The organism is Geobacillus zalihae NBRC 101842 (assembly GCF_001544135.1).
GTDB lineage: Bacteria > Bacillota > Bacilli > Bacillales > Anoxybacillaceae > Geobacillus > Geobacillus zalihae.
Window position 1 is genome coordinate 12,532 of sequence record NZ_BCPV01000022.1, and the last position, 11,145, is coordinate 23,676.

13 protein-coding genes are annotated in these 11,145 nt (G+C 54.9%); 2 read left to right on the top strand and 11 right to left on the bottom strand.

Going from position 1 to position 11,145, the window contains the following annotated elements:
* Window positions 1–46: 46 nt before the first annotated feature.
* The 4 genes from GZ1_RS08035 to GZ1_RS08050 all read right to left on the bottom strand — a co-directional run bounded on the left by GZ1_RS08035 (window position 47) and on the right by GZ1_RS08050 (window position 1,410).
* On the bottom strand, window positions 47–622 hold the full coding sequence (locus GZ1_RS08035; protein ID WP_015374701.1) for a YitT family protein: 576 nt from the start codon (window positions 620–622) through the stop codon (window positions 47–49).
* 167 nt (window positions 623–789) lie between these two features.
* Complete coding sequence (locus tag GZ1_RS08040) at window positions 790–960, bottom strand: twin-arginine translocase TatA/TatE family subunit (protein WP_011231011.1); 171 nt, start codon at window positions 958–960, stop codon at window positions 790–792.
* A 108-nt stretch (window positions 961–1,068) separates the two neighbouring features.
* On the bottom strand, window positions 1,069–1,248 hold the full coding sequence (locus tag GZ1_RS08045; protein WP_060788284.1) for an H-type small acid-soluble spore protein: 180 nt from the start codon (window positions 1,246–1,248) through the stop codon (window positions 1,069–1,071).
* Window positions 1,249–1,410 (bottom strand): hypothetical protein, encoded by a 162-nt coding sequence (locus tag GZ1_RS08050; RefSeq protein ID WP_223813664.1) that lies wholly within the window; start codon window positions 1,408–1,410, stop codon window positions 1,249–1,251. It lies immediately after the preceding gene.
* A 125-nt stretch (window positions 1,411–1,535) separates the two neighbouring features.
* Between GZ1_RS08050 and GZ1_RS08055 the strand changes: the two genes are divergently transcribed.
* Complete coding sequence (locus GZ1_RS08055) at window positions 1,536–2,531, top strand: acyltransferase family protein (protein ID WP_015374699.1); 996 nt, start codon at window positions 1,536–1,538, stop codon at window positions 2,529–2,531.
* A gap of 90 nt (window positions 2,532–2,621) precedes the next feature.
* On the opposite strand, the gene thiE is transcribed toward GZ1_RS08055, so the two are convergent.
* The 5 genes from thiE to GZ1_RS08080 form a co-directional block, all read right to left on the bottom strand.
* Window positions 2,622–3,287 (bottom strand): thiamine phosphate synthase, encoded by a 666-nt coding sequence (thiE, locus tag GZ1_RS08060; RefSeq protein ID WP_013145493.1) that lies wholly within the window; start codon window positions 3,285–3,287, stop codon window positions 2,622–2,624.
* A 5-nt stretch (window positions 3,288–3,292) separates the two neighbouring features.
* Window positions 3,293–4,093 carry a bifunctional hydroxymethylpyrimidine kinase/phosphomethylpyrimidine kinase gene (gene thiD, locus GZ1_RS08065; protein WP_053413475.1) on the bottom strand — a complete coding sequence of 267 codons (801 nt, stop codon included), beginning with the start codon at window positions 4,091–4,093 and terminating at the stop codon, window positions 3,293–3,295.
* A gap of 18 nt (window positions 4,094–4,111) precedes the next feature.
* Window positions 4,112–4,921: a hydroxyethylthiazole kinase gene (gene thiM / locus GZ1_RS08070; protein ID WP_060788301.1), complete on the bottom strand. Its 810-nt coding sequence runs from the start codon at window positions 4,919–4,921 to the stop codon at window positions 4,112–4,114.
* A gap of 172 nt (window positions 4,922–5,093) precedes the next feature.
* Window positions 5,094–6,116, bottom strand: coding sequence for a glycosyltransferase family 2 protein (locus tag GZ1_RS08075; RefSeq protein ID WP_015374695.1), 1,023 nt, complete (start codon window positions 6,114–6,116; stop codon window positions 5,094–5,096).
* 1 nt (window position 6,117) lies between these two features.
* Window positions 6,118–7,797 (bottom strand): DUF6044 family protein, encoded by a 1,680-nt coding sequence (locus tag GZ1_RS08080; RefSeq protein ID WP_013523628.1) that lies wholly within the window; start codon window positions 7,795–7,797, stop codon window positions 6,118–6,120.
* Between GZ1_RS08080 and GZ1_RS18890 the strand changes: the two genes are divergently transcribed.
* Window positions 7,787–7,957, top strand: coding sequence for a hypothetical protein (locus tag GZ1_RS18890; RefSeq protein ID WP_155467694.1), 171 nt, complete (start codon window positions 7,787–7,789; stop codon window positions 7,955–7,957). The two genes, GZ1_RS08080 and GZ1_RS18890, sit on opposite strands and share 11 nt — an antisense overlap.
* 227 nt (window positions 7,958–8,184) lie before the next feature.
* On the opposite strand, the gene GZ1_RS08085 is transcribed toward GZ1_RS18890, so the two are convergent.
* Window positions 8,185–9,165 carry a phosphotriesterase family protein gene (locus tag GZ1_RS08085; RefSeq protein WP_015374694.1) on the bottom strand — a complete coding sequence of 327 codons (981 nt, stop codon included), beginning with the start codon at window positions 9,163–9,165 and terminating at the stop codon, window positions 8,185–8,187.
* Window positions 9,165–10,847, bottom strand: coding sequence for a long-chain fatty acid--CoA ligase (locus GZ1_RS08090; RefSeq protein WP_060788285.1), 1,683 nt, complete (start codon window positions 10,845–10,847; stop codon window positions 9,165–9,167). The genes GZ1_RS08085 and GZ1_RS08090 overlap by 1 nt, the downstream gene beginning before the upstream one ends.
* Window positions 10,848–11,145: the final 298 nt, after the last annotated feature.

The following is an 11,145-nucleotide window of genomic DNA, read 5'->3' on the forward strand; positions in this document are numbered from 1 at the left end:
TAGAGGAGCGCCTATCTGCTGAAACGAAAAACGATGGGGATTCGAGCTATACCCCCATCGTTTTTTCGCGCGTCAACATCGTCGTCACCGCCCCGACGACCGTGACAACGACAAGCGAGTGGACAAACGGCACTGAGTCGATGATCATGCTCCCAGCTGAAATAATGCAGGCGTCAATGACAAAAATGATGATCCCGACGTTCCAGTTCGTCCATCTAGCGATAAACTGGGCGAGCAGGTCGGTCCCGCCCGTGCTCGTCTCCTCGCGCAGCATCAAGCCGATGCCCGCGCCGACCAGCACCCCGCCGATGACCGCGCTTGGAAGCGAATCCAACACCACCACGCCGCGCAAAACGGACAATACGTCAATCATCCATGAGGAAAATAAAAGTCCGTGCAAGCTGTTGTAAAAAAACGGGCGGTAGTAAAACCATGCGGCTGCATAAAGCGGAACGCTTAAGACGATCATCGTCAACCCAGCCTGAACGTGCCACACGTATTTGGCGATCAGCCCGAGCCCGATCATCCCCCCATCAAGCAAATGGTGAGGGACGAAAAAGACGTTGATGCCAACGCCAAGAAGCAGACTGCCGACAATCACCGCCGCCATTTTTTTGATCATCACGAAACCCCTCCGCCACGGCTTATCCCAACGAGCCAACATACCTCCATATATATGTATATGGCGCCCCTTGACAGAGCTTGTCTCTTTTTTGCCGCATCGCGGAGGAAATGGCTAGTCACGGACGAAATACAAAAATAAGAGGCCAGGCCTCTATGCCCAACCTCTTATTTTTGCGCTTTTGTCGTCTCGTCATCGTCGATGATGCCTTTTGTCGCATTCTTAAATTCGCGCAACGTTTTCCCGGCCGCTTGTCCTAACTCCGGCAGCTTTTTCGGTCCGAAAATGAGCAAAGCGAAAAAGACGATGAGCGCAATTTCTCCAAAGCCGATGTTCATGTTTGTCACTCCCATGTTCAAGCGTCGTTTCTTGAATCATTATACCATAGAAGAACGGACGGTGTCATCGTCTTTCCCTTGACAAAACGGCGACAATTTGCCCATCTCTCATTGTTCCTCAAACAGTCGCACCGGTACGTCTTGTTCGTGTTCCGGCTCATCGGTGAAATAAACGCGAGCCATTTCGCGCTCATCATCGACGTGCTGAATCACCACTTGTTTCCCTTTATACATCACCGGAACGATCTCCCCAGCTTCAGCCATTCGCTTCGCCCGCAACAGTTCCATCTACTCCCCTCCTTTCGCACTGTCCTCCGCCTGCGCCCGCAAGCTTTTCCAAAACAACTCGTCGCTGCAGACGATCTCATGAAGCTCTCCTTCGTCTCCTTTGGCGTTGATGATTTCAAGCAACTGCGTCATATCGTCCATTTCGCGCCGATCGTTTTTCACCGAATCATCCCCTTTCTTTGGCAAACTGATGACAGCGGCCATCCCATCGCTTCGTTTCCTGCGTTGACTCCCTCAAAAAGAAGGAGTATGATTCGAATTGGTGTGTATAGAAAGGAGGAAACACTATGAAGGAGCGGGACTATTATTTTGACAACGCGAAATGCGCGCTCATGCTCCTCGTCGTGTTTGGCCACTTTCTACGCCCGTATATTGACGGCGTCTTATGGGTGCACAGCTTGTATACGTGGATTTTCTTTTTCCACATGCCAGCGTTCATTTTCATTTCCGGCTATTTCGCCAAAAAATTCCATGAGCACGGCTACTTGCAAAAAATCACGAAAAAATTGCTCATCCCGTACGTTCTGTTCCAGCTGCTGTATTCGATCTACTATTTCTTCCTGTATGACAAACAGTCGCTGGAACTTGACTTATTGACCCCGCATTGGAGTTTATGGTTTTTGCTCAGCCTGTTTAGCTGGAACGTGCTGCTGTTATGGTTCGGCCGGCTGCCAAAGCGGATCGCATTGCCGATGGCGCTTCTTCTCGGCTTGACCAGCGGCATGATGGAAGCGGAAAAATGGCTGAGCTTGTCGCGGACGCTCACGTTTTTCCCGTTCTTTTTGCTTGGATTTTTCTTTCAAAAGTCGGCGATCGAGCGCTTGTTTGCCGCCCCAGTGCGCCTCGTTTCGCTATTTGTGCTTGTTAGCATGTTTTTCGTCATCCATTTCGGGTTTCCGGATTTGCCGCAAGATTGGCTGTACGGCTCGAAATCGTACGATACGCTCGGCGTCTCGGAACCAGCCGGCATTGCGAGCCGCCTCGCCATTTATGGGGCGAGCCTGCTCATGATGTTTGGCTTTCTGTCGCTCATCCCGAGCCGTCGCTTCTCCTTTTCCGTGCTCGGGGCGCGCACGTTTTACATCTATATCTTGCACGGGTTTATTTTAAAATATTTGCACGAGACGCCATTCCCAGACTTTATTATGGATGTGCACGGCTATCCGCTTCTGCTTGCACTGTCGGTTGCCATGATGCTCATCCTTGGAAGCAAGCCGGTCGTCCGGCTCGTGCGGCCGCTGTTGGAATGGCGATGGCCGAACTGGCGGCAGACAACGACCTAGCCGTCAAAAAAGAAGGTGTCCCGAACTATCAACGGGACACCTTTTTTCATTTATGGCGCTTTGCCTACAAGTGGAAACCGACTTTTTCATTCAGCGCGTGCGAGCTGCCCGCACCGCTTCCGCTAAGGCGGCGGCCGCCGCCTTTGGCGACGGAGCCGAAGCGATGGCGCTGATGACGGATACCCCATCCGCCCCGGCTTCCACAACGGTTTTGGCGTTCGCAGCCGTAATGCCGCCAATGGCGACGATTGGAATGGTGATGCCGGCTTCGCGCAAGCGGCGGAGAACATCCGGTCCTTGCGCTTCCTTTGCATCCTCTTTCGAACTGGTCGGGTAAATCGGGCCGACGCCGAGGTAATCGGCGCCCGCCTCAACGGCCGCCATCGCTTCTTCGACGTTGTGCGCTGAGACGCCCAAAATTTTATCGCCGATTTTTTCCCGCACGCGCCGCGCGTCCTCATCGTCTTGACCGACGTGGACGCCGTCGGCATCAATGGCGAGAGCCAGCTCGACGTCATCGTTGACGATAAACGGTACCCCATAAGCGCGGCAAAGGTGCTGCAGCTGCCGGGCGAGCTCCTCTTTGTCCGCCCCTTTTAAAGCGCCCGGCCCTTTTTCGCGGAATTGAAACAACGTCACACCGCCGTCAAGCGCTTCTTTCAGCACATCGGCGGCCGGACGTTCGCTGTTTTGGCTTCCCATAATGAAGTAAACAGCCAGCCGCTCCTTCATTTCACCGCTCGCGATGCGCGCCATCGTTCTCACTCTCCGTATTGGCGGTACGCCCAATGGTTCGTCGGCCCATGGCCTTGGCCGATGCCGAGCGGATGGGCAATCGCCGATTGCACAAACGCCTTCGCCGTCGCGACAGCGTCGACAGGATGCCGCCCTTTCGCCAGCTCAGCGGCGATCGCCGCGGCAAACGTACAGCCGGTTCCGTGCGTATGGCGCGTGTCAATTCGCTTGCTTTTAAAATAGGAAAATTCGCTGCCGTTATACAGCAAGTCGACGGTTTCTTCGCCATCATCGTCATGGCCGCCTTTCACGACGACATAGCGGGCGCCCATCCGGTGGAGGAGGCGCGCGGCTTCACGGCGGTCATCCATCGTGCGGATGACAACGCCCGTCAACGCTTCCGCTTCTGGAATGTTCGGTGTAATGACAAGCGCCATCGGCAGCAGCTCTTCTTTCAGCGCGGCCACCGCTTCCTCTTGCAACAGCGGAGCGCCGCCTTTGGCGATCATCACCGGGTCGACGACCAGCCGCTCCCATTTCTGTTTTTTCACTTGTTCAGCAACCGTACGAATGATCTCGGCACTAAAGAGCATGCCGGTTTTCACCGCATCCGCGCCTAAATCGGCGGCCACCGATTCGATCTGGGCGGCGACTGCTTCCGCCGACAGCGGAAAGACGCCTTGCACGCCAAGTGTGTTTTGCGCCGTCACCGCCGTGATCGCTGACATGCCAAAGACGCCGAGCTCCTGGAACGTTTTGAGATCGGCTTGGATGCCGGCGCCGCCGCCGCTGTCCGACCCGGCAATCGTCAACGCTTTGTACACCATCGTGTTTCTCCTCCCCTTTTACCGTTGTTCCACCCGGCCATACCGTTTGACATCATCGACGCTTGTATACGCCAACGCGTCCAAAAACGCCGTCTGGAAGCTGCCCGGTCCGCGCTCCCCGGCTTTGGCCGCCGCCTGCTCCGCTGCGACGCCGTAATACACAAGAGCGGCCACCGCCGCTGCCGCCGCATCGCGCTCCACGGCCGCAAACGCTCCGACAACTGATGTCAGCAAGCAGCCCGCTCCGGTCACTTTTGTCAACAACGGATGGCCGTTCTGAATCAGATACGTCCTCTGTCCGTCCGCAACGACGTCCTCTTTTCCAGTAATCGCGACAACGGCGCCGAGCTGCTCCGCCGCCCGTTTGGCCAATGCCACTCGATCGCCGCTTCCTCCGCCGGCATCGACTCCTTTAATCGCCCACGCCTCACCGATCATATTGGCGATCTCCGCCGCATTGCCACGGATCACGGCGAGCTTGACTTGTTCCGCGATGCGGCGCGCCGTCTCCGTCCGGTAGCGCGTGGCCCCGGCCCCGACCGGGTCGAAAATGACCGGCACGCCGGCTTCATTGGCCGCCTGGCCGGCGACAAGCATCGCTTCCACCTCTTTGTCATTCAACGTCCCAATATTGAGGACAAGCGCTCCAGCGAGCTTCGCCATCTCGCCCACTTCCTCTTTCGCATACGCCATCACCGGCGAAGCGCCAAGCGCAAGCAGCCCATTTGCCGTAAAATTCGTCACAACGACATTCGTGATATTATGGACGAGCGGATTCTCCTCTCTTACCCGCTCGAGCAGTTCCGCCCATTCATGCCAATTGGCCATTTCCGGTTTCTCCCCTTTCCAAGCCTTTTCGCCGGCCATACACTGACTTTCGCCGTATTTTCGGCCAATGGAATGATCCATTCTCCCCATCCATCAGTCTACTCTTTCTTTTTTTGAATTGCAAGACAAAGAAAAAAGGCGGCCGCCAAAGCGCACCTCCCTTTTTGTTCCATTACGAACGCGGCCATTCGGCCGCGCCTCCCTCTTCGGGCGGCGCCGCCGGCGACAGCCGCTGCGGCAGCGGCCAATTCCACAAATCCAAATCGATGATATAACGCGGCCTCCGTTTCGTTTCTTTGTAAATTTTTCCAATATATTCACCAATCAGCCCGAGCGCCATCAGCTGCAAGCCCCCTAACAGCCAGATGGACGTAATGAGCGACGTCCAACCCGTTTCCGTATGCCCGACCCATTTGAGAAAAAGAAAATAGGCGCCAAACATCAAGCTGACGACAAACGAGAGAAACCCAACGAGCGAAATGAAACGGATCGGGGTGACGCTGAACGACGTCACGCCGTCAAGCGCAAAGGCGATCATTTTTTTCAGCGGATATTTCGTTTTCCCGGCCGGCCGCTCTTTTCGGTCATAATAAACCGTCGCCGACCGAAAGCCCAAAAGTGGAACGATGCCGCGCAAAAACAAGTTCACTTCCCCGAACTGTTCAAGCGCGTCCACAGCGCGCCGGCTCATAAGGCGATAGTCGGCGTGATTGTAAACGATATCGACGCCAAACGCCTTCATCAACCGATAAAACCCTTGCGCCGTATGGCGCTTGAACCATGTATCGGCATCGCGCCGCCGGCGCACGCCGTAGACGATGTCATAGCCTTCGCGAAACTTTTGCACAAATTCCCGAATCGCCGCTACATCATCTTGCAAATCGGCGTCGATCGAAATGAGGCAATCGGCATGCCTTTTCGCGGCGAACAGCCCAGCAAGCAGCGCGTTTTGATGCCCGGCGTTATGCGCCAGTTTCAGCCCTTTCACTTCCGGGTGGCGCAAACTCGCTTTGTATATGATCTTCCATGTGTCATCACAGCTGCCGTCATCGACGAACAAAAGCGCGCTGTTGGATGAAATGAGCTGCTCTTCAATCAATTGTTCGCGCAACTCCCGTAAGCGGCGGATCGTCTCCGGCAGCACCTCTTCTTCGTTGTAACACGGCACAACAATAGCCAACGTCGGTTCGAACATGTCACCTTCCTCCCTCCGGCACGACTTTGTATAAATAGATGGTCCACGCGGACTCTTTGGAACGGAACACCCGCTCAAGGCTCAAGGCGTTTTTGCTGGCATTTTCAATCGGCAGCGCTGAAAAAATGTAGCGCCCGCCCATGTCATAAAACACGTTTGTGTTCAATTCCAAGTTGCGAATCGTCCGCTTCGAGTTTTTCTGAAACATATACCGCTTGCCCAGCTCATCGACGAACAAATAGCAGCGCCCGCCCCATTCATCGAAATACTGGCGCAGTTTTTTGTTTTTCGCGAGCTCCTTGGCGATGATGCGGCGAAACCGATGCTTGTATTCGAGCGGATAAAAGTTGTTGTACGTATCGAGTGTGTAAAAGCCGTTGTATTGAGCGATCGCCGGGTGGATGCCGATGCTGGCGACACGGTATGTATGCACCGGGCGGCCGATATAGCGGCGAATGGCGGCAAACTGCTTTTCCGCGTAAAACTCGCGAAACGACGGCTTGTCGCGGTAGACGATTTCCTCATTGCATAAAGCAAGCACGACAAGCTGCAAGACAATGGCCGCCGCACCGACCGCCCGCCACCTTCGGCCTTCCTGCCAAAAAATTTTCAGCGCCAGTGCAAACAAGACGTAAATCACCATTGGCCGCAAAAAATGGTAGCGGGCGAAATTGAACTTATCGAGCAAATCAAACCGTTCGGTGAGCGGCAGCCATCCTTTGTAAAACCAAAACGCATACCATGTCGACAACGCGAAGTTCAACCCGTGCAAAATCAAAAACAGTTTCTCCCGCCGCCAGCTTTTCCGCTTCCATACAATGTACAAGGCAACGAGCGTCACCGGTAAAATGACGAGCCCATGCACGGTCATGACGTGGGTATGGCCGAGCACATAGTTTTTGAACGTCAGCCGGATGACGCGCCAAAGCGGCAGACGGGCGTGGAAATATTCGTCGCGGCTTGTCGGCTCATTGGAAAACAAGAGCGAATGGACAAGCCGGTAATCGACCGCCAAATAGAGCATCGTCATATAGACGATGGCCGCCAAAAACCGCCAATTCCAACCCTTGCCGCGGATGACATCAATGAGCCACCAAATCCCAAGCGCGCTCAAGAAAAAGAAAAATCCAAGCACGAAGCTCGAATAGAGCGGCAAAAGCGTCAACACCGCCCAGTTCACCCATGAACGCTCGCCGCCCCGAATGTTTAAAAACGCCCAAAGCGCAAGCGGCATCCCGAGCGTACTTAACATTCCCGATGGCCAAAACGGCGTCAAGGCAAACGTCAACGAAGAGCCGATGCGAATCCATCCCCAGCGCTCGCCCGGCAGCACATGTTTTCGCAGCAGCAAATACATGCCGATGAACGCCAATACGCGGGTTGCGGCTTGACTGAGCCCATAGGCGTAAATGGATGGAAACAGGGCGTGAAGCCAAACGATGCCGCTGAATTCTGTGCCGAACGCGTTGCGCGGCAGGCCGTTGATGATTTGCGGAATGACCCCATCGACCGGTCCGAACAGCTCACCGCTTCGAGTGAGCACCTTATACCAAGCGATGTTGGAATCCAAATTGTCATGAACGCGCATATGCGCATCTTCACCGAGCACAAAGTACGGCGACACGTACAAGGCGATGGCAACGAAAGAGAAGAGCAGGAGTCTCTTTTCGATGGACGGCACCTTTTCTCCCCCTTTCGCTTTTACTCATGTCTTTCCTTATTGTTCAACCCAACAGGAAAATTATTCATGGGAATGGAAAAAAACGGACTCCCGTCCAAACAAAAAAACCGCCGTCGGCCAATTGAAGCCTGATGACGGCGGTTTTCTATTCACCTTTTGAACAGCCTTTTGCAGGCAACACAACGTTGCCCAAAAAAGCTGGTGATGGAACGAAAAAACGCGCGAACCATGGAGATTTCGCTCTTGAGCTCTTGAACGCTCTCCCACCTACGCTCACGCGTGGAAGTGGGGGTTTTCTCGGTTCAGGATGATCAACAACCGCTTTTCCGCGCGTTCGCAACAACGATTTTGCAGAAAGCGCGGTTTTTACCGACCTTGCAAACGGCGTCAAGCCGAGAACAGCGCCGCCGGATTGCCGATGAACATTTGCTCAAGCACTTCGTCGCGGATTCCTTCATTTTTCAGCGCGGGAATGAGGTTCACAAACAAATGCTCGACATGCCAATTTTTCATCATTTCCGCAAACGGCTCCGGCAGCGTAAACGGCCGGCCAAGCCAAACGTTGACAGTGTCATGCGACAGCATAATTTGTTTCTCGTACCCATCGCGGAGCAGAGCAAGGAGCGTCCGCACCCGCTCCTCATCAGTCGGCGCGCCGACCATCCCTTGGATGCCGAAGCGGTCAAACGCAATGTAAACGCCGTAAGCAAGCGTCTTTCGATGATAGTCCGGGTCCGTGTTGCCGCACATATGGCCGATGACAATTTTTTTCGGATCGGCGCCGTGCTCAAGCAAATAGGCGGCTTGTTCCGGCCCCATCGTTCCTTCTTGCGTATGGGTGATGATGACCGCACCCGTCTCTTTTTGCGCGCGGGCGGCAGCGCGGAAGAACATCTTTTCGTACTCGGTGATGCACCCTTTGCTCGAGGCGAGCTTGATGACACCCGCCTTGATTCCGGTATCGGCAATGCCCTCGGTCAGCTCGGCCATAAACATGTCGTAAATATCATCTTCCGCTGTTCCGAGAAGCCGGCGGAATTGGAAGTACGGCGGCGCCCCTTCCCCTTCATAATAATAGCCGGTGGCGCAAATAATGTTCAGTCCCGTCTCTTCAGCAACGCGCCGCAAAAATGCCGGGTTGCGCCCGCAGTCGTTCGGCGTCGGATCGACAACCGTTTGAATGCCGTGCCGCTTCATCTTTTCCGCCGCCTCGACTGCGACGCGAAGCGCCTCGTCTTCGCGGAACGTGCCGCGCGTCACATCGCCTTGAAACCCTGGATAGCCGAAGAGGAAATGCTCGTGGATGAGCGTTTTGCCAAGCTGTTCCACCGGCACTGGGCCAAGGACGGTTTCGACCGTCTTCGCCATCAGGCGTTCACCCCTTTCCCCGCTTTTTCATATTCCTCTTCCTGCAATTTTCGCCAAAGCAACTTGCCGCTTGACGTCATCGGCAGCGACGAGCGGAATTCGACGAGGCGCGGATATTTGTACGCCGCCATTTGCGTCTTGGACCATTCAATGATCTCTTCTTCCGTTACTTTGCCGACATACTCGTCATGAAGGACGATAAACGCCTTCACCGTTTCGCCGCGGCGCGGATCCGGCACGCCGACGACGCACGCCTGCTGAACAGCCGGATGTTTGTACAAAAGCGACTCGACTTCGGTCGGCCACACTTTGTATCCAGAAGCGTTGATCATCCGTTTGACGCGGTCGACGATGAAAAAGTAGCCTTCCTCATCCATCCGCCCGATGTCGCCGGTGCGGAAAAACCGCTTGCCGTCGAGCTCGATGAACGCTTCTTCCGTTTCTTTTTCACGCCGGTAATAGCCGCGGAACACTTGCGGACCACAAACGACGATCTCCCCGACTTCGCCGACGCCAAGCTCCCGCCCCGTCGCCGGGTCGATGATGCGCGCGTCGACGTCAAACGACGGAACGCCGAGACATTGCAATTTCGGCCGGTCCGGCGGATTGAAATGCGTCTGCGAAATCGTCTCCGTCAGCCCGTAGCCTTCAAAATAACGGACGCCGGTGAGCTGGAACAATTTTTCCCCGACCGCTTCCGGAAGCGCCGCTCCGCCGCCGGAAATGCTCGAAAGCGAGGAAATGTCATACCGGCCAAGCGCCGGGTTGGCCAAAAAGTCGATCAGCATCGTGCTGATGTTCACCCAATGCGTGCAGCGGTGCAATTCAATCAGTCGGGCGGCCGCGTCCCGATCCCAGCGCGTCATCAACACCATGGCGGCGCCGGCGAAAATCGGCGTATGCATGCTATGGACCATCCCCGTGACATGGAAAAACGGCAGCGTCGCCAACGCGACCGAATCGCTCGTCACATCGCCCCAGTGGTAGGCGCCGACGATGTTGGCGTTCACCGTCCGGTGCGGGTGGATGCAGCCTTTTGGCACCCCGGTCGTCCCGGATGTGTATGGCAAGACGGCGATGTCATCAACATGGCCGTTGTATGGAAGCGGCGGCAATTGGGCGCCGAGGCAGTCCGCCCATAAAAGAATGCGCTCATCCCCAATGGCCCGCCGCGGCGCCGCCACTTCAGCCGGAAGCGAAACCGGCGATTCATCGGAAGCATAATCAGAATAAGCGGCGACGATGATTTGTTCCAACGCCGTTCGTCCAAGGAGCGGGGCCGCTTTGTCAAGCAGCTCCTGTCCAACGATGGCGACTCTCGTTTCGCAATCATGGACGTAAAAGGAAAGCTCCTCTGAGGTGTTCATCGGATTGATCGGCACGACGATCGCTTCAGCGCGCAAAATGGCATAGTAGGAGATGACAAACTGCGGAGAATTTTGCATGTACAAGAGAACGCGGTCGCCCGGTTTGACGGACAGCTTTTGCTGCAAATAGCCGGCCAACGCGTTCACTTCATCGAGCAACTGTTTGTACGAATACACGGCTCCGTAATAGTAAATCGCCGTTTTGTTCGGATAGCGCTTCGCCGTTGTTTCCAAATGGTCGACCAGCGTCGTCTCCGGCACAGCCAGCGTTTTTGAGAGCCGTTTCGGCCAATACGGGTAATGTCTCGTATTCATTCCGTTTTCCTCCTCCTTTTCACGCGATCGTTCACTGCGGCAGCCTCCACGCAAGCAGCATTGGATAGCTTTTTTTACTGACCAGTTGGTATATAGCCGACTATTTTTTATTGTACACGCTTTCATGAATATTTTCAATAATTTTCTGAATATACAAAACAAAAAAATACACCGCCTACAACAGGCGGCAGACGATCGCTTTGATGTCTGCTCCGTGCATACCGTTTCCCCTTTCTTGGCCCGTCATCATTTGCTTGTTCGTTTTTGGTTGATAGACAAAAGCCAATATGGCAAAATA

What these genes read in the sequence shown, in the direction of transcription:
- GZ1_RS08035 (WP_015374701.1), bottom strand. Translation starts at nt 622, where the DNA reads ATGATCAAAAAAATGGCGGCGGTGATTGTCGGCAGTCTGCTTCTTGGC.
- GZ1_RS08040 (WP_011231011.1), bottom strand. Translation starts at nt 960, where the DNA reads ATGAACATCGGCTTTGGAGAAATTGCGCTCATCGTCTTTTTCGCTTTG.
- GZ1_RS08045 (WP_060788284.1), bottom strand. Translation starts at nt 1,248, where the DNA reads ATGGAACTGTTGCGGGCGAAGCGAATGGCTGAAGCTGGGGAGATCGTT.
- GZ1_RS08055 (WP_015374699.1), top strand. Translation starts at nt 1,536, where the DNA reads ATGAAGGAGCGGGACTATTATTTTGACAACGCGAAATGCGCGCTCATG.
- thiE (WP_013145493.1), bottom strand. Translation starts at nt 3,287, where the DNA reads ATGGCGCGCATCGCGAGCGGTGAAATGAAGGAGCGGCTGGCTGTTTAC.
- thiD (WP_053413475.1), bottom strand. Translation starts at nt 4,093, where the DNA reads ATGGTGTACAAAGCGTTGACGATTGCCGGGTCGGACAGCGGCGGCGGC.
- thiM (WP_060788301.1), bottom strand. Translation starts at nt 4,921, where the DNA reads ATGGCCAATTGGCATGAATGGGCGGAACTGCTCGAGCGGGTAAGAGAG.
- GZ1_RS08075 (WP_015374695.1), bottom strand. Translation starts at nt 6,116, where the DNA reads ATGTTCGAACCGACGTTGGCTATTGTTGTGCCGTGTTACAACGAAGAA.
- GZ1_RS18890 (WP_155467694.1), top strand. Translation starts at nt 7,787, where the DNA reads ATGGACGGCACCTTTTCTCCCCCTTTCGCTTTTACTCATGTCTTTCCT.
- GZ1_RS08085 (WP_015374694.1), bottom strand. Translation starts at nt 9,165, where the DNA reads ATGGCGAAGACGGTCGAAACCGTCCTTGGCCCAGTGCCGGTGGAACAG.
- GZ1_RS08090 (WP_060788285.1), bottom strand. Translation starts at nt 10,847, where the DNA reads ATGAATACGAGACATTACCCGTATTGGCCGAAACGGCTCTCAAAAACG.